This window comes from Nocardioides dubius (assembly GCF_039528155.1).
In the GTDB taxonomy this organism is placed as follows: Bacteria; Actinomycetota; Actinomycetes; order Propionibacteriales; family Nocardioidaceae; genus Nocardioides; species Nocardioides dubius.
In genome coordinates, this window is the sequence record NZ_BAAALG010000010.1 from 48,596 (window position 1) to 71,237 (window position 22,642).

At 71.9% G+C, this 22,642-nt stretch carries 21 protein-coding genes; 17 read left to right on the forward strand and 4 right to left on the reverse strand.

Going from position 1 to position 22,642, the window contains the following annotated elements; translation table 11 throughout:
• Window positions 1-17: 17 nt before the first annotated feature.
• On the reverse strand, window positions 18-1,646 hold the full coding sequence (locus ABD151_RS12570; RefSeq protein ID WP_343994836.1) for an ABC transporter substrate-binding protein: 1,629 nt from the start codon (window positions 1,644-1,646) through the stop codon (window positions 18-20).
• Between the two features lie 193 nt (window positions 1,647-1,839).
• On the opposite strand from ABD151_RS12570, the gene ABD151_RS12575 reads away from it, so the two are divergent.
• Both ABD151_RS12575 and ABD151_RS12580 read left to right on the forward strand, forming a co-directional pair.
• Window positions 1,840-2,568: a sulfite exporter TauE/SafE family protein gene (locus ABD151_RS12575; protein ID WP_343994838.1), complete on the forward strand. Its 729-nt coding sequence runs from the start codon at window positions 1,840-1,842 to the stop codon at window positions 2,566-2,568.
• Window positions 2,569-2,577: 9 nt separating this feature from the next.
• On the forward strand, window positions 2,578-4,770 hold the full coding sequence (locus tag ABD151_RS12580; protein WP_343994840.1) for an acyl-CoA dehydrogenase family protein: 2,193 nt from the start codon (window positions 2,578-2,580) through the stop codon (window positions 4,768-4,770).
• A 7-nt stretch (window positions 4,771-4,777) separates the two neighbouring features.
• Here the strand turns inward: ABD151_RS12580 and ABD151_RS12585 are convergent, their stop codons facing one another.
• On the reverse strand, window positions 4,778-5,581 hold the full coding sequence (locus tag ABD151_RS12585; RefSeq protein WP_343994842.1) for an SDR family NAD(P)-dependent oxidoreductase: 804 nt from the start codon (window positions 5,579-5,581) through the stop codon (window positions 4,778-4,780).
• Between the two features lie 153 nt (window positions 5,582-5,734).
• Here ABD151_RS12585 and ABD151_RS12590 point away from each other — a divergent pair, with 153 nt between their 5' ends.
• Together ABD151_RS12590 and ABD151_RS12595 are read left to right on the forward strand one after the other, a co-directional pair.
• Window positions 5,735-6,865 (forward strand): steroid 3-ketoacyl-CoA thiolase, encoded by a 1,131-nt coding sequence (locus tag ABD151_RS12590; protein ID WP_343994844.1) that lies wholly within the window; start codon window positions 5,735-5,737, stop codon window positions 6,863-6,865.
• Window positions 6,852-7,742: an SDR family NAD(P)-dependent oxidoreductase gene (locus ABD151_RS12595; protein ID WP_343994846.1), complete on the forward strand. Its 891-nt coding sequence runs from the start codon at window positions 6,852-6,854 to the stop codon at window positions 7,740-7,742. Before ABD151_RS12590 ends, ABD151_RS12595 begins: the two co-directional genes overlap by 14 nt.
• Here the strand turns inward: ABD151_RS12595 and ABD151_RS12600 are convergent.
• Together ABD151_RS12600 and ABD151_RS12605 are read right to left on the reverse strand one after the other, a co-directional pair.
• Entirely contained in the window at window positions 7,730-9,235 is a 1,506-nt protein-coding gene (locus ABD151_RS12600) for an acyl-CoA carboxylase subunit beta (protein WP_343994848.1), read from the reverse strand. The genes ABD151_RS12595 and ABD151_RS12600 overlap by 13 nt on opposite strands.
• Window positions 9,232-9,804 (reverse strand): TetR/AcrR family transcriptional regulator, encoded by a 573-nt coding sequence (locus ABD151_RS12605; protein ID WP_343994850.1) that lies wholly within the window; start codon window positions 9,802-9,804, stop codon window positions 9,232-9,234. The genes ABD151_RS12600 and ABD151_RS12605 overlap by 4 nt, the downstream gene beginning before the upstream one ends.
• Window positions 9,805-9,919: 115 nt before the next feature.
• On the opposite strand from ABD151_RS12605, the gene ABD151_RS12610 reads away from it, so the two are divergent.
• From ABD151_RS12610 to ABD151_RS12670, 13 genes are read left to right on the forward strand one after another with little or no spacing between them, the layout of a single operon-like run.
• Window positions 9,920-10,489 (forward strand): FAS1-like dehydratase domain-containing protein, encoded by a 570-nt coding sequence (locus ABD151_RS12610; RefSeq protein WP_343994852.1) that lies wholly within the window; start codon window positions 9,920-9,922, stop codon window positions 10,487-10,489.
• Entirely contained in the window at window positions 10,486-10,929 is a 444-nt protein-coding gene (locus ABD151_RS12615) for a Zn-ribbon domain-containing OB-fold protein (protein ID WP_343994854.1), read from the forward strand. Before ABD151_RS12610 ends, ABD151_RS12615 begins: the two co-directional genes overlap by 4 nt.
• Window positions 10,926-11,357, forward strand: coding sequence for a hotdog family protein (locus ABD151_RS12620; RefSeq protein ID WP_343994856.1), 432 nt, complete (start codon window positions 10,926-10,928; stop codon window positions 11,355-11,357). Before ABD151_RS12615 ends, ABD151_RS12620 begins: the two co-directional genes overlap by 4 nt.
• Window positions 11,354-12,535, forward strand: a complete 1,182-nt coding sequence (locus ABD151_RS12625) for a lipid-transfer protein (RefSeq protein ID WP_343994858.1) — start codon at window positions 11,354-11,356, stop codon at window positions 12,533-12,535. Before ABD151_RS12620 ends, ABD151_RS12625 begins: the two co-directional genes overlap by 4 nt.
• A gap of 32 nt (window positions 12,536-12,567) precedes the next feature.
• Entirely contained in the window at window positions 12,568-13,821 is a 1,254-nt protein-coding gene (locus ABD151_RS12630) for a DegT/DnrJ/EryC1/StrS family aminotransferase (protein WP_343994860.1), read from the forward strand.
• Entirely contained in the window at window positions 13,818-14,612 is a 795-nt protein-coding gene (locus tag ABD151_RS12635; RefSeq protein WP_343994862.1) for an SDR family NAD(P)-dependent oxidoreductase, read from the forward strand. Before ABD151_RS12630 ends, ABD151_RS12635 begins: the two co-directional genes overlap by 4 nt.
• Complete coding sequence (locus tag ABD151_RS12640) at window positions 14,609-15,751, forward strand: steroid 3-ketoacyl-CoA thiolase (RefSeq protein ID WP_343994864.1); 1,143 nt, start codon at window positions 14,609-14,611, stop codon at window positions 15,749-15,751. The genes ABD151_RS12635 and ABD151_RS12640 overlap by 4 nt, the downstream gene beginning before the upstream one ends.
• Before the next feature lies 1 nt (window position 15,752).
• Window positions 15,753-17,951: an acyl-CoA dehydrogenase family protein gene (locus tag ABD151_RS12645; RefSeq protein ID WP_343994866.1), complete on the forward strand. Its 2,199-nt coding sequence runs from the start codon at window positions 15,753-15,755 to the stop codon at window positions 17,949-17,951.
• A 1-nt stretch (window position 17,952) separates the two neighbouring features.
• Window positions 17,953-19,161 carry an acyl-CoA dehydrogenase family protein gene (locus ABD151_RS12650; protein WP_343994868.1) on the forward strand — a complete coding sequence of 403 codons (1,209 nt, stop codon included), beginning with the start codon at window positions 17,953-17,955 and terminating at the stop codon, window positions 19,159-19,161.
• Window positions 19,161-20,294: an acyl-CoA dehydrogenase family protein gene (locus tag ABD151_RS12655; protein WP_343994870.1), complete on the forward strand. Its 1,134-nt coding sequence runs from the start codon at window positions 19,161-19,163 to the stop codon at window positions 20,292-20,294. Before ABD151_RS12650 ends, ABD151_RS12655 begins: the two co-directional genes overlap by 1 nt.
• Entirely contained in the window at window positions 20,291-21,205 is a 915-nt protein-coding gene (locus tag ABD151_RS12660; RefSeq protein ID WP_343994872.1) for an SDR family NAD(P)-dependent oxidoreductase, read from the forward strand. The genes ABD151_RS12655 and ABD151_RS12660 overlap by 4 nt, the downstream gene beginning before the upstream one ends.
• Complete coding sequence (locus ABD151_RS12665; protein ID WP_343994874.1) at window positions 21,202-21,810, forward strand: PaaI family thioesterase; 609 nt, start codon at window positions 21,202-21,204, stop codon at window positions 21,808-21,810. Before ABD151_RS12660 ends, ABD151_RS12665 begins: the two co-directional genes overlap by 4 nt.
• Entirely contained in the window at window positions 21,810-22,634 is an 825-nt protein-coding gene (locus ABD151_RS12670) for an SDR family NAD(P)-dependent oxidoreductase (RefSeq protein ID WP_343994876.1), read from the forward strand. The genes ABD151_RS12665 and ABD151_RS12670 overlap by 1 nt, the downstream gene beginning before the upstream one ends.
• The last annotated feature ends 8 nt before the right edge of the window (window positions 22,635-22,642 follow it).

Here is a 22,642-nt window from a genome sequence, read left to right on the forward strand (position 1 = left end):
GGGTCAGATCCGCTGGGTCAGCTCTTCCACGCCTTGCCGTAGAGGAGCAGGGTCTCGCTGGTGGGCACGATGCCGTGCACGTTGTCGGCCCAGGCGAAGAAGAAGGAGCCGGGCGAGATCGCGATGCCGGGGTTCTCCTCCTGCCACATCTCGTTGATCTGCTGCAGGGTGGCCTTCTGCTCCTCGCCGGTCTCGCCCTGGAGCTGGAAGATCAGCTTGTCCATCTCCGGGTTGCTGTAGCCGCTCGGGTTGGCCGGGGAGGCGCCGACCAGCTGGCTGGAGAAGCGGGCGAACGGGTCCTCGGACGGGATCGACATCGACGAGGTGGCCATGTCGTAGTCGTGGGTCACGTAGATCCGCGTGGTCTGGTCGGTGACCGAGTTGAGCAGCTCGACCTTCATGTCGATGCCGATCTCCTTGAGCATCGCCTGGACGGTGACCGAGGCGGTCTTGGAGGCCTGGTCGGACTGGCCGATGTAGGTGAGCGAGGTCTTGGCGCCGTCCGCCTTCGCCTCGGCGACCAGCTTCTTGGCGGCCTCGATGTCGGTCTGCAGCTCGTCGATCTCGGTGAAGTACGGGGCCGACTGCGAGTAGATGTTGCGCGACGGGATGCCGTGGCCGCCCTGGGCGCGGGCCAGGTACTTCTCCGGGTCGATCGTCATCGCGATCGCCTTGCGAATGCGGACGTCGCTGCCCGCGTGGCCCTCGCGGTTGTTCAGCCAGAACATCATGCCCAGGCCGCTCGGGATCAGCGCACCGGCGGCGCCGTCCTGGCGGGCGGTCTCGACGACCGGGTTGGAGCGGATCGCGATCTGGTCGTAGTCACCGTTCTTGAGCGCGTCGTAGCGGGCGTCGTCCGAGGCCGGGAAGACGAAGCGGAGCGAGTCCAGGTACGCCTTGTCGCCGAAGTAGTCGTCGTTGCGCTTGAGGATGAGCTCCTCGGCGGGCTTGTAGGAGTCGAACTTGAACGGGCCGGCGCCGATCGGCTTGAAGCCCTTCTGGCCGCCCTTGATCGCGGCCGGGGCGACCACCATGCCGGGGCCTGTGGCGAGCATGTTCGGGAAGGTCGCCCACGGAGCGTTGAGCTCGAACTTGACCGTGGTCTCGTCGACCGGGGTCATCGCCTTGATGTTGGTGTGCAGGAGCAGGACGTTGAAGCCCTGGTTCTGCATGTAGTAGCCGATGCTGCCGAGCACGGCGGCGGAGTTCAGCGGCGTGCCGTCGGTGAACTTCACCCCCTCGCGCAGCTTGAGGGTCCAGGTCTTGTTGTCCTCGGAGGTCAGCGACTCGGCGAGCTGCGGGACGAACTCCTGCTTCTCGGAGTCCCAACGCATCAGCACGTCGTAGACGGCTGCCATCGCGGAGGCGCCGACGGCACCGTTCGGGATGGTGACGGTCGGGTCCAGGCTGCGGGCCTCGGCGTACTCGCCGACGGTCAGCTGGCCACCGCTCTTGGGGTCACCGGGCGCCTCGGGGCCATAGATGCCCTCGGCGTAGATCTCGTCGAGGGAGAGCTTGCCGCTGCTGCCCCCGGCGTTGCTGTCCTTGTCGTTGTCACCGCCCGAGTCGGCACATCCCGCCACGAGCAGCGTGCTCGCCAAGAGTGCGGCGCCAACACGGGTAAGTGTCGTGGTGCGAATCCTCACTGAATCCTCCATGGGTTCGTGCGCGGTGGACCTCGCCCCCCGCCGATGTGTCATGGGTCACGCTAGATGTGGGCCGGATCACCACTTTTCTGTGATCCCACTCACTGGGAAGGTTGCGGATGACAGGCATTGCCTTCCGATCTGCTTGGCCGGGCCGGTGACGTAGCCGGAGGTGTCGAGTAGCAGGAGCGTCGTGGAGCTCATCGAGTTGTTCGCGTTGGGTTTCGCGGTCTATGTGGTGGCCTCGGCCGTCCAGGCCGCGGTCGGCTTCGGGATGACCGTGGTCGCAGTGCCGGTGCTGATCCCGCTGGTCGGCGCGGTGCCGGCCGTGGTCTCCAGCGTCCTGGTCAGCCTGGCGCTCTGCGGACGCGTCTGGTGGCGCGAGCGCGCCCACGTCGACACGGTCCTGACCCGGCGGCTCAGTCTGCCGGCGCTGCTCGGCCTGCCGGCGGGGGCCGCACTGCTGCTGGCGGTATCCGAGAGGCAGCTCGCGCTGCTGGTCGCCGCGGCCATGCTGCTCGGGGTGATCGTGGTCGCCGCCGTCGAGCGACCGCGGATCGGACCGTTCGGGCAGCGGATCGGCGGATTGGCCAGCGGCGCCCTGCTCACCTCCACCGGACTCAACGGCCCGGCCCTGGTGCTCACCGTGCAGGGCACCGACCTGGAGCCCCGGCAGCAGCGCGCCACCCTGCAGGCCGCGTTCGTGGTCCAGGACGTCGTGGCGCTCGGGCTCTTCCTGGCCCTGGGCCAGGTCGGCCAGACGGCGCTGGTGATCGGCGTCGCGGGCGCGCTCGGTGCGCCACTGGGCTGGCTGATCGGTGACAAGGTCTTCTCCCGGCTCAGCCCGCGTCGCTTCCGCCGGGCCGTCCAGGCGACGTTGGCCGTCAGCGCCCTCGGCTCGATCTACTCCGCAACGAAGTGAGGATGCCCGATGCCCTTCGCCCTTGACGACGACGCACGTGCCCTGTCCGAGATGGTGGCCGGACTGGCCGCACGGCACGCCGGCCTCGCCGACACCCGGGAGCGGTTCGCCGAGCTGGCTGCCGGTGCCGAGCCGCCGGCGTCGAAGGCGTTGGTCGACCACGGCCTGCACGCCCTGCACCTGCCCGAGGAGCTGGGCGGTGGGGGAGCGGGCCTTGCCGAGCTGGCGGTGGTCGCCGAGGCCGCCGGCCGCGCGCTGGTCCCGGGCGGCTGGCTGCCCACGGTGCTCGCCTCGGGGGCGCTGCAGCTGCTCGTGCCCGGGCATCCGGCGCTCGCCCGGTTCGCTGACGGCGACAGCGGCGCCCTGGTCCTACGGGGGCTGACCGCGCGCCGTGACGGCGAGGGCTGGCGCCTCGACGGGGTCAGCGACCCCGCCCTCGGCGTGCCCGGTGCGCGCTGGCTGCTGGTCGCCGCGGACGCCGACGAGGGACGGCTCTGGTTCCTGCTGGACGGCGCGCAGCCGGTGCTCGTCGACGAGCCGGTGGACCTGACCCGCTCGGTCGGCCGCGTGGACGGCGCGACGCTGGGGGTGCTGACGCCGCTCGCGGTGACCGGGGACGGCGACGCGATCGGCGCCCGGGTGGACCTGCTGGTGAATGCGCTGCTTGCTGCCGAGGCTGCCGGTGTCGCGGCCTGGGCGGTGGAGACCGCGGTCGCCTACGTGGGCACGCGTCACCAGTTCGGCCGGCCGGTCGGTGCCTTCCAGGCGGTCCAGCACAAGGCCGCGATGATGCTGGTGCGAGCGGAGGTCGCCGCCGCCTCGGCCTGGGACGCCGCGCGCGCCGAGACGGACGTGCCGGCCCAACAGCGGCTGGCGGCCGCGCAGGCCGCGATCACGGGCGTGCATCCGGCGGTCGAGGTCGCGCTGGAGGCGATCACGCTGCTCGGAGGCATCGGCTTCACCTGGGAGCACGACGCCCACCTCTACTGGCGGCGGGCGATCAGCGTGGCGGCGATGGTCGGCGAGCTTGACGCCTGGGAGGGCCGCCTCGGCGTGCAGGCGTTGAGCACGGAGCGTGACTTCGGCTTCCTGGAGGCTGACCGGGAGCCGGCGCTGCGCGCGGAGATCGCCGACGTCCTGGACCGGGTCGCGCAGCTGGAGTCGTCGCTGACCTCCACTGCGTGGAACCGCTTGGAGCCGGGCCCGGTCGCGGACCTGCTGGCCGATGCCCGCCTGGTGGCACCGCACTATCCGGCGCCGTACGGCCGCGCTGCGGGCGTCATCGAGCAGGCCGTGATCGCCGACGAGTTCGACCGGCGCGGGCTGACCCCGCCGAGCACCGTGATCGGCGAGTGGGTGCTGCCGACCCTGCTGGCGCACGGCGATCCGGCCCAGCAGGAGCGGTTCGTCGACGCCACCCTGCGCGGCCACGTGGTGTGGTGCCAGCTGTTCAGCGAGCCGGGCGCGGGCTCCGACCTGGCCGCGTTGAGCACCCGGGCGACGAAGGTGGACGGCGGCTGGCGGCTGCAGGGACAGAAGGTGTGGACCTCGGGTGCGCACCTCGCGGACTGGGGCGTCTGCCTGGCCCGGACCGATCCGGACGCCCCCAAGCACCAGGGCATCTCCTACTTCCTCGTCGACATGACCTCGCCGGGCATCGAGGTGCGCCCGCTGCGTCAGGCGACCGGGCGCGCGGAGTTCAACGAGGTCTTCCTCGACGACGTCTTCGTGCCCGACGGCTGCCTGGTCGGCAGCCCCGGCGACGGCTGGCGGCTGACCGCGACCACGCTCGGCAACGAGCGGGTCAGCATCGGCAGTCGCTTCCAGCACGGTGCCGCCGCCGGGCTCGCCGAGCATCTGCGTGCCGGACGTGGAGCCGACAGCGATCCGGGCGCGCTGCGTGCCCTCGGCCGTTGCGTGGCACGGGAGATCGCGCTCTCGGCGATGAGCGTGCGCAGTGTCCTGGCCCGGGTCAACGGCGGTCAGCCGGGCGCTGAGGTGAGCGTGGCCAAGGTGTTCAGCGCCCTGGCCCAGCGGGCGAACACCCGTGACCAGTTGGCGGTCGTCGGTCCGATCGGCGCCACCTCGATCGGTGGCTTCGCCGCCGAGGCGCTCGGGGTGCCGGCCGTGCTCTTCGGTGGCGGCACGGTTGAGATCCAACTCAACGTGATCGCTCAGCGGGTGCTCAGGCTGCCTCGCTGACCGCGTCTCAGGGCTGGTCGGGCATGTTCGTCCAGCCCTTGCCGTCGAGGCGGCCGTACCAGCCCGACGCGGCCAGGGTGCCGCCGTCGACGGGGACGGTGTGCCCGGTGACGAAGCGGGCCTGGTCGGAGGCGAGGAAGGCCACCACCGCCGCATAGTCGGCGACCTCGCCGAAGTGCCCGAGCGGGATCCAGTGCTTGACCAGCTCGGGGTCGCGCCCGCGCAGCATCGCCGCTACCGAGGTCTGCGGGGTGTCGGCCAGGTCGGGTGCGATCGCGTTCACCCGGATGCCGTGCCGGCCGACCTCGACGGCGAGGCTCTTGGTGAAGGCGGAGACGCCGGCGTTGTAGGCCGAGTAGACGGCGTGGCCGGGGATGCCACGGAAGGCCTCCACGGTGGAGTTGTTCACGATCGCACCCGACCCCTGCGCGACCATCGTCGGCAGCAGGGCGTGGGTCATCGAGAACACGTGGTGCAGGTTGACCTCGTACAGGCGCTGCCACTGCTCCGGCGTGGAGTGCGCGAAGGTCTTCGACGCCGGGCGGAAGTCGCCGACGTTGTTGACCAGCACGTCGACGCGTCCGTGACGGGTGACGGCCGCCGCGACCTCGGCCACCGTGGCCTCGGCACTGACGTCGCCGACGATCACCTCGACGCTGCCGCCGACGGCGGCGATCTCGGCGGCGGTGGCTCGCGCCGCATCGGCGTCGACGTCCACCAGCAGCACGGTGTCGCCGTCGGCTGCGAGACGACGACTGATCGCGCCGCCGATGCCGAGGGCGCCTCCGGTGACCACGCTGACTCTGCTCATGGTGGCGACCCTAGGGAGCCCGAGGGCCGGGACCGGGGCATGGTTTCGATGGCTGGGATCGCTTGTCGGCGCTCGGCCCGAATGTCCCTACCGTGCTGATGTTCCAGCCTTCGCGGGCCCGGTGCGGGCCCGACGTCACCGCGAGGAGTCGCCATGCCCCAGCCCGTCATCGTCGATGCGGCGCGAACCCCCTACGGCAAGCGCGGCGGCGTGCTCGGCGACGTGCACGCCGTGCAGCTGCTCGCCGACACCCAGCGCGCGGCGCTGGCCCGCGCCGGGGTGGACCCTGCCGAGGTCGACCAGGTGATCGCCGGGTGCGTGACCCAGGCGGGCGAGCAGTCGGGCAACGTCGGCCGCTTCGCGTGGCTGCACGCCGGCCTGTCCGAAGAGACCGGCGTGACCACGATCGACGTGCAGTGCGGCTCCGCGCAGCACGCGGTCAACCTGCTGGCCGCCCAGATCGCTGCCGGTGTGGCCGAGGTGGGCCTGGCCTGTGGCGTCGAGGCGATGACCCGGGTGCCGCTGCTCGCGAACCTCGGCGAGGTCGGCCGGCCGCGGCCCGACAACTGGACCGTGGACCTGCCGGCGCAGTTCGAGGCCGCGGACCGGATCGCCGAGCGCCGCGGGCTCACCCGCGCGGACCTGGACGCCTTCGGCCTGCGCTCCCAGCAGCTGGCCCGCGCCGCCTGGGACGAGGGACGGGTGGAGCGCCAGATCCTCCAGGTGACCCTGCCCGACGGCACCATGGTCAACCGCGACCAGGGCTTGCGCGACACCAGCCTGGAGGCGCTGGGCGCCCTTGCGCCGATCCGCGAGGGCGGGCTGCACACGGCCGGCACCGCCTCGCAGATCTCGGACGGCGCGACTGCCGCGGTGCTGATGGACGAGCAGCGCGCCCGCGACCTCGGGCTGCGTCCTCGGGCCCGGATCGTGGCCCAGACCCTGGTCGGCGCCGAGCCGCGCTACCTGCTCGACGGGCCGGTCCGCGCCGGCGAGCGGTTGCTGGCCCGGACCGGGATGAGCGTGGCGGACATCGACGTCTTCGAGGTCAACGAGGCCTTCGCGGCGGTGCCGATGTCCTTCGCGCAGGTGCACGGCATCGACCCGGAGCGGCTCAACGTCAACGGCGGCGCGATCGCGATCGGTCACCCGGTCGGCTCGACCGGCATCCGGCTGATCGCCAACGTCATCGACGAGCTGGAGCGGCGGGACGCCCAGTTCGGCATGGTCGCGATCTGCACCGGCGGTGCGCAGGCGACGGGCGCGATCCTTGAGCGGCTCTGACCTGGCCGGCCGGGTCGCGGTGGTCACCGGCGCGACCACCGGGATGGGCCTGGCCACTGCGGAGGCGTTGGCCGCGCGCGGCGCCCAGGTGGTGCTGACCGGTCGGGATCCCGGGCGCCTGCGTGACGCCGTCAGCCGGGTCCAGCAGGTGAGCTCGGGGGAGCGGGGCGCGCACGGCCTGCTCGCCGACCTCGCGGACCTCGCCTCGGTGCATGCCGGGGCCGAGCAGCTGATGAGCCAGGTGGACCGGATCGACCTGTTGATCAACAACGCCGGGGTGATGTTCACCCCGTTCGGCCACACCGTCGACGGCCACGAGCTGCAGTTCGGCACCAACCACCTCGGGCACTTCGCCTTCACGCTGGCCCTGGAGCCCTTGCTGCGCCAGGGCGGAGCCCGCATCGTGAACCTCACCTCGGCGGGCCACAAGATCGCCGAGCCGGATCTGGAGGACCCGGACTGGCAGCATCGCACCTACGACAAGTTCGCCGCCTACGGCGCCTCGAAGACGGCGAACATCTGGTTCAGCTCGGAGCTGGACCGGCGCTGGCTCGACGACGGCGTGCGGGCCTTCGCGGTGCACCCCGGCAACGTGGCCACCGACCTCGCCCGGCACATGGACCGCGCCGACTTCAAGGCGATGGCCACGATGTCGGCTGCCCGGCCGGGCGCCCCGCAGCGGATGAGCTTCGCGACGCCCGCCGAGGGCGCAGCGACGGCGATCTGGGCGGCGACCGCTCCCGAGCTGGCCGGACGCGGTGGGCTCTATCTCGCGGACTGTGCGGTCAGCGAGGACGTCGCCGCCTGGGCCTGCGACACCGCGAAGGCCCAGGCGCTGTGGAGCCTGTCGGAGCAGATGGTGGCTCAGCGCAGGTAGCCGGTGCGCTGGCGAGGAGCCACCGGCTCGGTGAGCCGGACCGAGGCCAGGCGCAGCCCGGCAAGCAGCGCGTTGCGGGTCTCGCGTGGGTCGATCACCTCGTCGTAGGTGACGCTGGAGGCGAGCCGCCAGGGGCCTGCCGCCTCGTTGGCGGTGAGCGCCTCCTGGGTGGCCGCCGACGCCTTCGCGGTCCGCCCACCCACGCCCGCCGGGATGCCGCCAAGGGTGACGCCGGGGAAGGCCAGGGAGACGGTCTGGTCGTCGAAGGCGTTCATCCCCATCACCGAGGAGCCGAAGCCGAACGCCTTGCGCACGCTCAGGTGCAGCTTGGGGACGCCGCTGCGGTGCTGGGCGGCGAACATCCGCGCGGAGCTGCGCAGTATGCCGGCCTGCTCGGAGGCGCTGCCCGCCAGCACCCCGGGGTTGTCGGCGATCAGCAGCAGGGGCAGGTGGAAGGCGCTGGTGATCTCGATGAACCGGGCCGCCTTCTCGGCAGCGGCGACGTCGATCGATCCGGCCAACACCTTGGGCTGGTTGGCGACCACGGCGACCGGCTGCCCACCGAGGCGGGCCAGGACGGTGACGATCGACGTGGCGTGGTCGGGCTGCACCTCGAAGACGCTGTCGGCGTCGAGGATGCTGGCGAGCACCGGACGCATGTCGTAGGGACGCCGGGAGTTCACCGGGATCAGGTCCAACAGCTCGGGCAGCGCGCGCTCCTGCTCGGCGTCCTCGTGCACCGGCGGCCGCTGCCAGGCGCTGGAGCCGAAGTAGGACAGGTAGGTGCGGACCAGGCCGAGTGCCTCGGCCGGCGTCGCCGCGACGCGGTGGGCGACGCCGCTGAGCACGGCATGGACCTGGCTGCCGCCGAGTGCCTCCTTGTCGATCCGCTCGCCCAGGGATGCCTCCACCAGCGGTGGTCCGGCGGTGAACAGGGCGCCGTCGCCGGCCACCATCACCACGAAGTCGGACAGGGGTGCCGCGAGGGCGCCGTGGCCGGCCGAGGGGCCGACGACGACCGCGGCGGTCGGCACGATCCCGGCCAGCTCGGCGGCGGCCTGGAGGTCGTTGGGAGCCGGGCGGTGGGTGGCGAGCGCGTTGGTGGCGCGGTGCCCGGCGCCCTCCAGCATCATCACCAGCGGCAGGTGCTCCTGGCGGGCCAGGTGGGCCAGCCGGTAGCGCTTGCTGGCGGCCGCGATCCCGATCGAGCCGCCGGCCACGGTGAAGTCCTCCGAGCCGACCAGGACCGGGCGCCCGGCGACGGTTCCGCTGCCGGCGACGAAGGCGTCGCTCGGGGTCTCGGGGTCGCCGGCCAGGGTGCCCAGCTCGACGAAGGAGCCCGGGTCGAGGAACGCCTCGATCCGGGCCCGGCTGTGCAGCCGGCCGGTGGAGCCGTACCGGCGCACCTTCTCCGCGCCGCCCATCCGGCGGGCGGCGCTGCGCCGCGCGGCCAGGTCGTCGAGCAGGGCCAGCCACTCCTCGCGGTCGCTCATCGCAGGTAGCCCCCGAGGAAGATCTGCGACATCTGCGCGGTGAACTCGGCACGCGTGTAGGCGTCGCGGTTGGGCCAGTGCCGGCTGGCCCACAGGGCATCGCGCACGGCGCGGTAGAACGTCTCGGCGGGGACGTCGTCGCGGAAGGTGCCGTCGGCGACGCCGTCCTCGATCGCCCGCAGCCACAGGGTGCGCATCTCCCGCGAGGGGCCGTCGATCGCCTCGAGCAGGCCGTGATCGCGCAGGTAGCGGCGGTCCTGCTGGTAGATCGCGGTGGGGCGCGGGTGGTCGTCGACCACCGCCAGGGTCTCGGCGATCAGGTTGTCGATCGTCTCGCGCGGGGACCGCGCGGCCTCGACCGCGGCGGTGAAGCGCTGCTGGATGTCGCTCATGTAGGCGCCGAGGAGCTCGGCGACGATCGCGTTCTTCGAGCCGAAGTAGTGGTACAGGCTGCCGGAGAAGACGCCTGCGCGCTCGCCGATCTCGCGCACGGTGGTGGCGCCCACCCCGCGTTCGGCGAACAGGTCGGCGGCGTGTTCGAGGATCTCGGTCCGGCGGTCCTGGGTCATGGAATTCCTCTTCCGCAAGGAGTTGCTGCTCCAACTCAGTGGGAGTCGGGGCGATCGGTGCTGGTCGGGTTCCTAGGTTATGGCCAAGCGCTTGCTCAAGTGAAAGGGAGGCCCGATGGTCACCGCCACCGAGGACCTGTTGGATCGGCTGAGGATCTTCGTCGGCCGCGAGGCCGAGCCGCCGCGTGTGTCGCGGTACCCGGCGAACGCGGCGATGATCCGCAACTGGGTCGAGGCGCACGAGGACGAGAACCCGGTCTACGTCGACGACGAGGCCGCCCGTGCCACCGGCCGCTCGGGCCTGATCTGCCCGCCGGCCATGGTCTCCACCTGGGTGATGAGCGGCCTGCGCCGCTACCGCGAGGTGCAGCAGCTGCGTGCGGACGGCGCCAGCGAGGACCACGCGTACTCGCAGCTGCTGGCCATCCTCGACGAGCACGGCTACACCTCGGTGGTCGCCACCGACGTCGAGCAGACCTACGAGCAGGAGATCGTGGTCGGCGACCGGGTGCGCTGCGACTTCACCATCGAGTCGGTCAGCGACTTCAAGTACACCGGCCTCGGCCACGGGTGCTGGGTCACCCTGCTCAAGGTCTATCGCAACCAGCACGACCAGGTGCTGGTCACCGAGCGCTTCAAGCTGCTCCGCTTCAACCCCACCATGAAGAAGGAGGCGCAGGCATGAGCGGTGTGCCGCACCTGATCCGGACCCAGGACAACGCCTGGTTCTTCGACGCTGCCGCGGCGGGTCGCCTGGAGATCCAGCGCTGCAGCGACTGCCAGACCCTGCGGCACCCACCCGGCCCGGCCTGCCCGGTGTGCCGCAGCTTCGCCTGGGACACCGTCGTCTCCTCGCGGCGCGGCACCGTGCACGCCTGGACGGTGCTGCACCACCCGAAGGACGACGCCTTCGACTACCCGCTCGGCGTTGCGCTGGTGGATCTCGCCGAGGGCACCCGCTTCGTCGCCGACATGGCCGGCTTCGACCTGGACGCGCTGGAGATCGGGATGGAGGTCGAGCTCGGGTTCGGCGAGCACGCCCACGGCGAGTGGCTGCCCCGGGTCTTCCCGGTCGGCCAGGCCCAGGGGCTCGACGGCGCACCGGCGACCGAGGAGCCGCTGTGAACCTGACCTCACTGCCCAGCCTCACCGTCGGCACCGTCCTGCCCACGCTGGAGATCGAGATCGACCGCACCACGATCGTGGCCACCGCGATCGCCTCGCAGGACTTCGAGGACGTGCACCACGACCCCGGCAAGGCCGCCGGGCGAGGCACGCCGGACATCTTCATGTCCATCAACTCCACGAACGGCTTCCTCGACCGCTACCTCACCGACTGGGCCGGCCCGCACAGCCGGATCAAGAAGGTCAGCCTGCGTCTCGGCGTCCCGAACTTCCCCGGTGACGTGATGACGATGACGGGTGAGGTGGTCGAGGTGGCCGGAGACGAAGCGGTGGTCGCCGTCGTCGGCCGCAACGCCCGGGGCAACCACGTGACCGCGCGGATCGTGGTCGGCCCGCACCCGACGAGCAACGAAGGAGCAGGACGATGAAGGGCTTCGCGCGGCAGAGTGCGATCGCGGGCATCGGCGCCACCGAGTTCTCCAAGAATTCCGGGCGCAGCGAGTGGCAGCTGGCCTGTGAGGCGACCCTCGCCGCCCTCGCCGACGCCCAGATCGCGCCGGAGGAGGTGGACGGCTTCGCGCTGTTCACCATGGAGACCAACCCGGAGATCGCGGTGGCCCGCGCGCTCGGCATCCCGGAGCTGAAGTTCTTCTCCCGGATCCCGCACGGCGGTGGCGGTGCGTGCGCGCCGGTGCAGCAGGCAGCGCTCGCCGTGGCGTCCGGCGTCGCCGACGTGGTGGTCGTCTACCGCGCCTTCAACGAGCGCTCGGGACACCGCTTCGGCCAGGGCCCGCCGCCCTTCGCCTACAACGCGAACACCGACCAGGAGTACCGCAACTGGATCAACCCCTACGGCCTGATGACGCCGGCCCAGCAGGAGGCGTTCCTGGCGCGCCGGTACATGCACACGTTCGGGGCCACCAGCGAGGACTTCGGCCGGATCTCGGTGCTCTCGCGCAAGCACGCCGCGAACAACCCCAAGGCCTGGTTCTACGAGCGGCCGATCACCCTGGAGGAGCACCAGGCGTCGCGGATGATCGCGGACCCGATCCGGCTCCTCGACTGCTGCCAGGAGTCCGACGGCGGCGTGGCGATGGTGATCGTCTCCGCCGAGCGGGCCCGCGACCTGCCGCACCCGCCGGTGCTGATCGCCGGCGCCGCCCAAGGCGTCGGCCCGCAGCAGATCTCGATGTCGTCGTACTACCGCGAGGACATCGACCTGATGCCCGAGGTCCGGCTGGTCGCCGACCAGCTCTGGGCGCAGGCCGGACTGCGCGGCGCCGAGGAGATCGACGCCGCGATCATCTACGACGCCTTCACCCCGATGGTGCTGCTGCAGCTGGAGGAGTACGGCTTCTGCGGCCGCGGCGAGGCCCCCGGATTCATCCGCGACGGCCACCTCGAGGTGGACGGCCGGCTCCCGATCAACACCAACGGCGGGCAGCTCGGCGAGGGCTACATCCACGGCGTCAACGGCATCGCCGAGGGCGTGCGGCTGGTCCGCGGCACCTCGGTCAACCAGCCGGTCAAGGGCCTCGACCACGTGCTCGTCACCGGCGGCTCGCCGGTGCCGCACTCCGGCATCGTGCTCGCCGCCGACCACTGACCTGACTCACCCCTGAACCTTCTGGAGAAGAAATGACCACCGCACCCGAGACGTCCTTCCAGAGCGAGGACGTGATGACCGAGCGCATCACCTATGCCCGTGCCACGCATGGGCAGGCCGAGATCGATGCCGTGCTGAGTGTGTTGAACGGTGGGCATCAGGGCCTGCGGATCGGCAAGAACGTGTTCGAGCTGGAGCGCCGGGTGCCCGAGCTGTCGGGCAAGCGGTACGGCGTGATGTGCAACTCCGGCTCCTCGGGGCTGTACCTGGCGATCGAGCTGTTGGACCTGCCGGCCGGCAGTGAGGTGATCACCTCACCGCTGACGTTCTCGACCGATGTGGCGCCGATCGTGCGGGCCGGGTTGGTGCCGTCGTTCGTGGACGTGAAGGCGAACACGTTCAACATCGACGAAGACAAGATCGAGGCGGCGGTGACGCCGAACACCTCGGCGATCCTGGTGCCGAACCTGGCGGGCAACTGCCCGGACTGGGACAAGATCCGTGAGGTCGCGGATCGGCACGGGCTGAAGGTCATCGAGGACTCCTGCGACGCGCTGGGCCCGAGGTTGCGGGGCACCCCGACCGGGGCGCGTGCCGACATCGTGGTGACCAGCTTCTCGATGGCGCACATCATCACGTGTGCGGGCACCGGCGGCATGGTGATGATGGACGACGTCGAGCTGCGCGACCGGGCGTTGCTGCTGCGGCGCTGGGGGCGGCGCAGCGAGCCGAACCTGTTCGGGGTGAACGCGGGTGCGGGCAAGGTGTTCCGTGAGGACCTGGATGGCGTCGACTACGACAACGACTTCATCTTCGACGAGATGTCGTGGAACTTCGAGCCGCAGGAGCTGGGCGCGGCCTACGGGGTGGTGCAGCTGAGCAAGCTGGCCGACAACTACCGGATCCGCAAGGCGACCTGGCAGGCGTACACCGATGCGTACAGCCGGTTCCCGCAGTTCTTCACCACCCCGGTGGAGACCGACGGCCTGGACACCGCCTGGCTCTGCTACCCGGTGATGATCAACGCCGATGCGCCGTTCACGCGCTCGGACCTGCAGGAGCACCTGGACGCGTGCGGGATCGACACCCGCACGGTGTGGTCGGGCAACATCACCCGGCACCCGATGATGGCCGGTGTCGAGCACCGGGTGCCGGCTGAGGGCATGCCGGAGGCGGACGCGGTCTTCGAGCGGGGGATGACGCTGGGGATGAGCCACGGCCTGCCGCCGGAGCACATCGCCCGGATCGCGGATGCGATCGCCTCGATGGCGGAGAAGCACCTGTGAGCCGGCGCTTCGCCGGACGCCGTGCCCTGGTCTCCGGCGCCAGCCGGGGGATCGGCGCCGCGGTCGTCGACAAGCTCGCCGCGCACGGTGCCGACGTGGTCGCCATCGCCCGCACCTGGGAGCGCCACGACCACCTGGACGGCAACCTCAAGGAGGTCGTCGAGAGCGCCCGCCGGCACGGCACCGTGGTCGAGGCCGTGATGGCCGACCTCTCCTCGCCCGAGGACCGCGCCGGCCTGGTGGCCCGGGCCGCGGAGGCCCTCGGCGGTGACATCGACATCCTGGTCAACAACGCCGCTGCGGCGATGTACCAGCCGCTGCTGGACTACCCCGCCAAGCGCAGCCACCTCACCTTCGAGGTGAACGTGCACGCGCCGCTCGACCTCGCCCAGCAGGCCGCCGGCGCGATGATCGCCAACGGCGAGGGCTGGATCGTCAACGTCTCCAGCGCCACCGCCAACCTGCGCCCCGGGCCGCCCTTCGACATCCCGCCGCCCGGCACGGCGATGTCGGTCTACGGCGCCTCGAAGGCGGCGCTGAACCGGATCACCAACGGCCTGGGCGCCGAGCTCTACGGCACCGGGGTCCGGGTGAACACCGTCGAGCCCCGCTTCGGAGTGCTCACCGAGGGCGCCAACCAGCTGGTCGGCGACAAGTTCGACGCCTCGGTCTTCGAGTCGATGGACGAGATGGTCGACGGCCTGCTGCTGCTCTGCGACTGTGACCCGGACCTGACCGGTGGGGTGCGGATCAGCCTCGACCTGTTGGAGGAGCGGGGGCTGCGGGGATGAGCGCACCGGTGATCGTGGACCTGGTCCGCACCCCGTTCGGCAAGCGCGAGGGCTGGGTCTCGCCCCTGCACGCCACCGAGCTGCTCGGGCACGTGCAGCGCGGCGTGCTGGAGCGCAACCTGGTCGACCCGCGCGAGGTCGACCAGGTGATCGGCGGCTGCGTCACCCCGGTCGGCGAGCAGTTCGGCAACGTCACCCGCACCTCATGGGTGCACGCCGGACTCCCGCCGGAGGCGGGCTGCACCACCATCGAGGCCCAGTGCGGGACGGCGTCGCAGAGCGTCCAGCTGATGCTCGGCCAGGTCGCCGCCGGCGCCGTCGACGTCGGCGTCGCCTGCGGGGTCGAGCTGATGAGCAGGGTGCCGCTGGCCCACAAGCAGGGCTTCGGCCTGGGCACGCCGCGCCCGGCCGGATGGCGGCTGAGCACCCCGGACCAGTACGACGCCGCCGACCGGATCGCCCTCCGGCGTCGCCTGGTCCGCGCGGACCTCGACGCGTTCGGAGTCCGCTCCCAGGAGCGGGCCCAGGCAGCCTGGGACGCGGGCCGCTTCGACCGGCAGGTGCTGCCGGTCGAGGTCCCGCAGCCCGACGGCAGCACGGTGACCGTCTCCCGTGACCAAGGCCTGCGCGCCTCCACCCTGGAGGGCCTGGCCGGGCTGCGGACCGTGAAGGAGGGCGGCCTGCACACGGCAGGCACCTCCTCGCAGGTCTCCGACGGCGCCAGCGCCGCGCTGGTGACCAGCGCCGAGCGCGCAGCGGTCCTCGGACTGACCCCGAGGGCGCGGGTGCTCGGGCAGGCCGTGGTGGGTGGCGACTTCGAGTACATGCTCGACAACCCGATCCTCGCCGCCCAACGGGTGATCGCCCGGACCGGCATCGCCCTGGAGGAGATCGAGGTCTTCGAGGTGAACGAGGCGTTCGCCGCGATCCCGATGTCCTTCGCCCAGGTGCTCGGCATCGACCACGATCGGCTCAACGTCAACGGCGGCGCGATCGCGCTCGGCCATCCGGCCGGAGCGACCGGGATCCGCCTGCTGGCAACGGCCATCGAGGAGCTGGAGCGGCGCGAGGCCCAGTACGCGATGGTCGCCATCTGTGCTGCTGCCGCCACCACCTGCGTGCTGCTGGAGCGGATCTGAGATGCCCATCGCCTTGACGGCCGATCATCGCGACCTGGCCGACGTCGTCGCCCAGCTCGTGGCCCGCTCCGCCGACCGCGAGGTCTGGCCCGAGCTGGTGGCCGCCGGTCTTCTCGGCGTGCACCTTCCGGAGGAGTCCGGCGGCGCCGGTGCCGGACTGATGGAGCTTGCGGTGATCGCCGAGTCCACCGCCGCCGGCCTGCTGCCCGGGCGCTGGCTGCCCTCGGTGCTGGCCTCCTACGCCCTGGCCCGGCTCGCGCCGCAGCACCCGGCACTGGCCGAGCTCGCGGACGGCGGGAGCGGCGCCCTGGTGCTCGGCGGCCTGGTCGCCGAGGCCGGTGACGGCACCGTACGGCTGAGTGGCGTCAGCGCGCCGGTGCTCGGCCTGCCCGGCGCCGACCATGCGCTGGTGCGCGCCGAGGGTGCCGAAGGCGCCGAGTGGTTCCTGATCTCCGGCGGAGCGCTCGCCGCAGGGGTGCGTGAGGAGGACGGGATCGACCTCACCCGCCCGATCGGGCGCCTCGACGGCGGCGCCCTGGCGCCCGGCAGCGCTCAGCGGGTGGCAGCCGGCGAGTGCGCCGAGATCGAGCTCGCCGTCGCGGCGCTCTTCGCCGCGGAGGCCGCAGGCCTGTGCGGCTGGGCGGTGCGCACCGGAGTGGAGTACGCCAAGACGCGGGTGCAGTTCGACCGCCCGATCGGCTCCTTCCAGGCGATCCAGCACAAGGCCGCGTTGATGCTGGTGAGGAGCGAGGTCGCCGCCACCGCGGCCTGGGACGCCGCCCGTGCCGAGCAGCAGAGCCCTGCCCAGCAACGGCTCGCCGCTGCCCAGGCGACCCTGAACGCCACCCACCCTGCCGTCGAGGTGGCCCTGGAGCTGGTCACCCTGCTGGGTGGCATCGGCTTCACCTGGGAGCACGATGCGCACCGCTACTGGCGACGCGCGCTCTCGCTGTCGGCGCTGGCCGGCACCGAGGCGGAGACCGCTGCCTGGCTCGGCGCGCTGGCGCTGACCGAGCAGCGCGACTTCTCCTTCCTCGACCCCGAGGCCCTGCCCGAGCTGCGGGCCGAGGTGGGCGCCGTGCTCGATCGCGTGCAGGCGTTGGGGATTCCGGCCACCACCAGCGCCTCGCGCGTGACCGGGGAGCCGGACAACGACGAGGCGGAGGCCAGCTGGCAGCGGGTCCGCCCGGGAGCGGCCACTGATCTGCTCGCTGACGCCGGACTGATCGCGCCGCACTATCCCGAGCCCTACGGCCGTGGCGCCGGCGTGCAGGAACAGGCGGTGATCGCCGACGAGTTCGCGAAGCGGGGACTGCGCCAGCCGTCCACGGTGATCGGCGAGTGGGCGCTGCCCACCCTGTTGGAGCATGGCACCACCGAGCAGCAGAAGCGCTTCGTGACACCGACCCTGCGCGGTGAGATCTTCTGGTGCCAGCTCTTCTCCGAGCCGGGCGCCGGCTCCGACCTCGCCTCGCTGCGGACCAAGGCCACCAAGGTCGAGGGTGGCTGGCGCCTGCAGGGCCAGAAGGTCTGGACCTCCGGCGCGCACGAGGCGCAGTGGGGGATCTGCCTGGCCCGCTCCGACGCCTCGGCCGCCAAGCACCGCGGCATCTCCTACTTCCTGGTCGACCTCGCCTCGCCCGGCGTGGAGGTGCGGCCGCTCAAGCAGGCCACCGGCCGGCACGAGTTCAACGAGGTCTTCCTCGACGACGTCTTCGTGCCGGACGAGTGCCTGGTGGGGGAGGCCGGTCACGGCTGGCGGTTGGCCGCCACGACGCTGGCCAACGAGCGCCTGCAGATGGGCGGCCGGCTGACCCACGGCGGTGCCCACCGGCTGCGGGCGGTGATCGAGAGCAGCGACCACGCGGCCAGCACCGACGTCGCGCTGGCTGCACTCGGTCGCTGCACGGCACGGGAGAACGCCCTCTCGGCGCTCAACCTGCGCGCCATCCTGGCGCGTCTCGGCGGCATGGAGATCGGAGCCGAGATCAGCGTCGCCAAGGTGTTCAACGCCTCGGCGCAACGGGCCGGAACCTTCGACCTGCTGGCGGTGATCGGTCCCGCTGGGGCACTCACCGCCGGCGGCCACGCCATCGACCACCTCGGGCTGCCTGCCGTCCTCTTCGGCGGCGGCACCACCGAGATCCAACTCAACGTGATCGCCCAGCGCGTGCTGGGCCTGCCCCGGGAAGGACGCTGACATGCATCCCGAACTCTCGCAGAGCTCACGGCAACTGCGACAGCAGCTGCGTGACTACTTCGCCGAGATCATCAACGACGAGGACCGCGCGGCCCTGGTCGACCAGACCGAGGGAGGGCCGGTCTTCGACCGGATCTACCAGCGGATGGGTGCCGACGGGTGGCTCGGGCTCGGCTGGCCCACCGAGTACGGCGGCCGGGGCGAGGACCCGGAAGCCCTCTACGTGTTCTACGACGAGGCACTGCGGGCGGGAGCACCGCTCTCGCTGGTCACCCTGAACACGGTGGCGCCGACACTGATGGCCCACGGGACCACGGCGCAGAAGGAGTTCTTCCTGCCCCGGATCCTGTCGGGCGAGCTGGTCTTCGCGATCGGCTACACCGAGCCCAGCGCCGGCACCGACCTCGCCTCGTTGCAGACCCGTGCCGTGCTCGACGGCGACGACCTGGTGATCAACGGCAACAAGATCTTCACCTCGGCCGGCGTCTTCGCGGACTGGATCTGGCTCGCCGTGCGCACCGACCCCGACGCACCGCGTCACCAGGGCATCTCGGTGGTCCTGGTGCCCACCGCCTCGCCCGGCTTCTCGGTCACCGAGATCCACACCGTGGGCGGGATCAGCACCTCGGCCACCTACTACGAGGACGTCCGGGTTCCGGCGTCCAACGTGGTCGGAGAGCTGAACAAGGGCTGGGGCCTGATCACCAACCAGCTCAACCACGAGCGGGTCGCGCTCGCCGCCCGCAACGGCATCGCCAACGAGCTCTTCGACGAGACGCTCGCCTGGGCGAAGTCCCAGCCGGTGGGCGACGGCGTGCTGCTGGACGTGCCCTGGGTGCGCTCCACCCTGGCCGAGGTCTACGCGCTGCTCGCGGCCGCCGACCTCTACAGCCTGCGCCTGGTGGCCGACGTCGCCGCCAACACGCTCGGCGGCGGCGACTCCGCGGCCGCGAAGATCTTCGGCACCGAGGCCGTGGTGACCGCCTACGGCCGGCTCCAGGACGTCCTCGGCGGCTACGGCCTGCTCCGCCCCGGCAGCGCCGGAGCCGGGGTCGAGGGCCGGGTGGAGACCCTGGCCCGCCGGGCCCAGAACAACACCTTCGGCGGCGGCACCAACGAGGTGATGCGCGAGATCGTGGCTGCCAAGAGCCTCGGCATGACCCTCGCCGCTCGCCGCCGGGACGACAACGCGCAGAAGGCAGGACGCTGATGACCAGTCCGATGGAATTCGACCTCGGTGAGGACCTGACAGCGCTGGCCGACCTGGCCGGCGAGATCTTCGCCGACCAGGCGCCGGTGGACCGGGTGGTCGCCGTGGAGCGCACCGAGGGCGGCTTCGACGCCAAGCTGTGGCAGACCCTGGCCGATGCCGGCCTGCTGGCCGCCGTGCTGCCCGAGGCGGCCGGCGGTGGCGAGATGGGCCTGCTCGGTCTGGTCGCGATCGCCGAGCAGCAGGGCCGACGGCTGGCTCCGGTGCCGTTCGTGGCGGTGGTCGCCGGTGCGGCAATGCCGATCGCCGAGTTCGGCAGCGACGCGCTCCGCGCGCGCTACCTCGAGCCGTTGACCACCGGCCAGGCGCTGGTCACCTCCGGCTTCGACGGCGTGGCCGGTGACTGCGGCCTCCACGGGCGCCTCGACGGCGACGCGGTGATCCTCGACGGCCGCGTGCTGGCCGTGCCCGCAGCCGAGCAGGCGAGCGCCGCGGTGCTCCCGGTCCGGCTCGCGGACGGCAGCCAGCGGGTCGTGGTGGTCGACCTCGACGCCGAGGGCGTGCGTCGCGAGCCGGTGGCCACCACCTTCCGCGGGGCCGCAGCACACCTGGAGCTGACCGGGGTGCGGGTCGCTGCCGACTCCGTGCTGGGCGGCGAGGAGGTCGTCGCCTGGACCCTGCAGCGGCTGCGGCTCGGGCTGGCCGGCGTCCAGATCGGGGTCTGTGCCCAGGCGTTGGAGACCACGGCCCAGTACGTGTCGCAGCGCGAGCAGTTCGGCCGACCGATCTCCACCAACCAGGCGGTGGCGGTCCGGGCCGCGGACGCCTACCTGGACACCGAGTCGATCCGGCTCACCACCACCCGTGCCGCCTGGCTGCTGGACACCGGCCGCGCTGAGGAGGCGGCAGCGGCCGTCCTGGTCGCGAAGCTCTGGGCCGCGCGCGGCGGACTCCGCGCGGTGCACGCCACCCAGCACCTGCACGGCGGCATCGGCGCCGACATCGACTACCCGATCCACCGCTACTTCCTGTGGGGCCGCCAGCTCGCCTTCTCCCTCGGCGGCGCCGACCAGATCGCCGCCGAGCTCGGCGCGAGCATCGAGAGCGCGCCCCGGATCGGCGCGCCTGCATGAGTCCCCGGGTTGCCGTCGTCACCGGCGCGGCCCGGGGCATCGGGCGCGCCATCGCCCGCCGTCTCGCCTCGGAGCAGATCGCGGTCGCCGCCGTCTCCCGCACGCTGCGCGCCGGCGACGGCGCCCTCGCGGGCTCGCTCGAGGAGACCGTGGCACAGATCCGCGAGGCGGGCGGCACGGCTGCCGCCTTCGCGGCAGATCTGGGCCGGCCCGAGCTGGACCGGGCCGCGCTGATCGGTGAGATCGAGCAGACACTCGGCCCGGTCGACATCCTGGTGAACAACGTCGCCGCCACCCGGCGCTACGACGTGCCGTTCGAGGAGATGACCCGGGAGTGGTTCCAGGACTCGGTGGAGACCAACCTCTGGAACACCTGGGACCTGATCCGCACCGTGGTGCCGGGGATGAAGGCGCGCGGCGCGGGCTGGATCCTCAACATCTCCTCGCGCCAGGCCGGACCTCGGGTCGGCCCGCCGTTCGCCTTCCACCCGCTGGCAGGCTCCTCGCTCTACGGCGGCACCAAGGCGATGCTCGACCGGATCACGACGGGCGCCGCGATGGAGCTGCACCCGTTCGGGATCGCGGTGAACACGCTGGCACCCAACCGGGGCGTGGCCACCGAGCACGCCGCCGGTGCGGTGCCGGGATGGCCCTCGGAGCCCGAGGAGACGATGGCCGAGGCGGCACTCGCCCTGTGCACCGGCGACCCCGCCGAGCTGACCGGCCGGGTGGCCTACAGCCTCCCGCTGCTGCACGAGCTCGGCCGCCCGGTGCGCACCGCCGACGGCGCGGCACTGGTCCCGGGCTGGCAGCCCGAGGACCTCGACCCGGCCGGCTTCCTGGCCGACTACCTGCACTTCGCGCCGGCGCCGTCGGTGCCCGCCTCGTTGCTGCCCGGCGGTGCCGGGTGAGAGCGGTCGAGGAGGAGACCGATCACCGCGCCGCCACCCTCGAGCTGATCGAGGCCACCCGCGAGCTGATGCTCGCCTCGGCGACCACCGAGATGGGCCTCGCGGAGCTGCACAGCGCGACCGAGCAGATGCGGGCGATCACCGCGGTGCTGGCGCAACGACGCCGGCCACGCGTGCTGCGCGGCGACTTCGACGCTCCGGCGAGGGCGCGGGCGATCGGTCCCGAGGCCGGGTACCGGCTCTTCCCCTTCCATCCGGTCGCCTTCCCGATGGAGATGCACTTCAGCGAGAGCGGTGCTCGCGCCTCGGTGGTCGCGAACGCGCTGTTCGAGGGCCCGCGCGAGACCGTGCACGGTGGCTTCGTCGCGCACATCCTGGACTGCATGCTCGGCACCCTGATGCAGGCCCGGGGGACGCTGGCGCTGACCGCATCCCTGGAGATCACCTACCACCGGCGCACCCCGCTCGACGAGCCGCTGGAGCTCTTCTCCCGGATCGTCGAGATCGACGGCCGCAAGACCATCGCCGAAGGCTGGATCGAACACGACGGCGTCCGTACCGCGGAGGCCCGTGGCCTCTTCATCGCATTGAAGGAGACCCGCTGATGACCTACCCACTGACCGGCCTCACCGACAAGGTGGCGATCGTGACCGGCGCCGGGCGGATGCGCTCGATCGGCCGCGCGGTCGCCGTCGAGCTGGCCCGGGCCGGCTGCGACGTCGTGATCACCGGCACCGGACGCTCGCCCGAGCAGTTCCCCGACGACGAGAAGGCGGCCGGCTGGCGCGACATCGAGTCGGTGGCCGAGGAGATCCGCGCGCTCGGGCGACGGGCCCTGCCGATGGTCGCCGACGTGGCCAGCGAGGACGGCGTCGAGCAGCTCTTCGACGCCGTCGAGAGCGAGCTCGGACCGGTCGACGTGGTGGTCAACAACGCCGCTGCCTCGCGCGGCAACGACCGGGTGCACGTGCTCGACCTCGATGTCGCCGAGTTCGACAAGGTGATCGCGATCAACCTGCGCGGCACCTTCTTGATGACGCGCTCCTTCGCCCGGCGCACGGTGGCCCGCGACGGCAGCGGCAGCATCGTGAACATCTCCTCGATCGGCGGCAAGCTCGGGGGACCGGGCACCGCCGCCTACTCCGCCTCCAAGGCGGGCGTGCAGTCGCTGACCTCGTCGACCGCCAAGGAGCTCGGTCGCCGCGGCATCCGGGTCAATGCGCTGTGCCCCGGCGTCACCGCGACCAGCCGTCTCGACGACTGGAGCCAGGATGCGTGGGACGCCTATGTGGACGCCAACCTGCCGCTGGGGCGTGCGGGGGAGCCGGTCGAGGTCGCGCACGCGGCGGTCTTCTTGGCCAGCGACCAGGCGGCCTGGGTGACCGGGCAGTGCTGGAACGTCGACGGCGGCCAGCTCACCATCCGCTGAGGGGAGAG

Excerpts from the sequence above, each read along its gene's own strand:
- ABD151_RS12580 (WP_343994840.1), top strand. The coding sequence starts at position 2,578 with ATGCCCTTCGCCCTTGACGACGACGCACGTGCCCTGTCCGAGATGGTG.
- ABD151_RS12585 (WP_343994842.1), bottom strand. The coding sequence starts at position 5,581 with ATGAGCAGAGTCAGCGTGGTCACCGGAGGCGCCCTCGGCATCGGCGGC.
- ABD151_RS12590 (WP_343994844.1), top strand. The coding sequence starts at position 5,735 with ATGCCCCAGCCCGTCATCGTCGATGCGGCGCGAACCCCCTACGGCAAG.
- ABD151_RS12600 (WP_343994848.1), bottom strand. The coding sequence starts at position 9,235 with ATGAGCGACCGCGAGGAGTGGCTGGCCCTGCTCGACGACCTGGCCGCG.
- ABD151_RS12605 (WP_343994850.1), bottom strand. The coding sequence starts at position 9,804 with ATGACCCAGGACCGCCGGACCGAGATCCTCGAACACGCCGCCGACCTG.
- ABD151_RS12610 (WP_343994852.1), top strand. The coding sequence starts at position 9,920 with ATGGTCACCGCCACCGAGGACCTGTTGGATCGGCTGAGGATCTTCGTC.
- ABD151_RS12615 (WP_343994854.1), top strand. The coding sequence starts at position 10,486 with ATGAGCGGTGTGCCGCACCTGATCCGGACCCAGGACAACGCCTGGTTC.
- ABD151_RS12625 (WP_343994858.1), top strand. The coding sequence starts at position 11,354 with ATGAAGGGCTTCGCGCGGCAGAGTGCGATCGCGGGCATCGGCGCCACC.
- ABD151_RS12630 (WP_343994860.1), top strand. The coding sequence starts at position 12,568 with ATGACCACCGCACCCGAGACGTCCTTCCAGAGCGAGGACGTGATGACC.
- ABD151_RS12640 (WP_343994864.1), top strand. The coding sequence starts at position 14,609 with ATGAGCGCACCGGTGATCGTGGACCTGGTCCGCACCCCGTTCGGCAAG.
- ABD151_RS12645 (WP_343994866.1), top strand. The coding sequence starts at position 15,753 with ATGCCCATCGCCTTGACGGCCGATCATCGCGACCTGGCCGACGTCGTC.
- ABD151_RS12650 (WP_343994868.1), top strand. The coding sequence starts at position 17,953 with ATGCATCCCGAACTCTCGCAGAGCTCACGGCAACTGCGACAGCAGCTG.
- ABD151_RS12655 (WP_343994870.1), top strand. The coding sequence starts at position 19,161 with ATGACCAGTCCGATGGAATTCGACCTCGGTGAGGACCTGACAGCGCTG.
- ABD151_RS12660 (WP_343994872.1), top strand. The coding sequence starts at position 20,291 with ATGAGTCCCCGGGTTGCCGTCGTCACCGGCGCGGCCCGGGGCATCGGG.
- ABD151_RS12670 (WP_343994876.1), top strand. The coding sequence starts at position 21,810 with ATGACCTACCCACTGACCGGCCTCACCGACAAGGTGGCGATCGTGACC.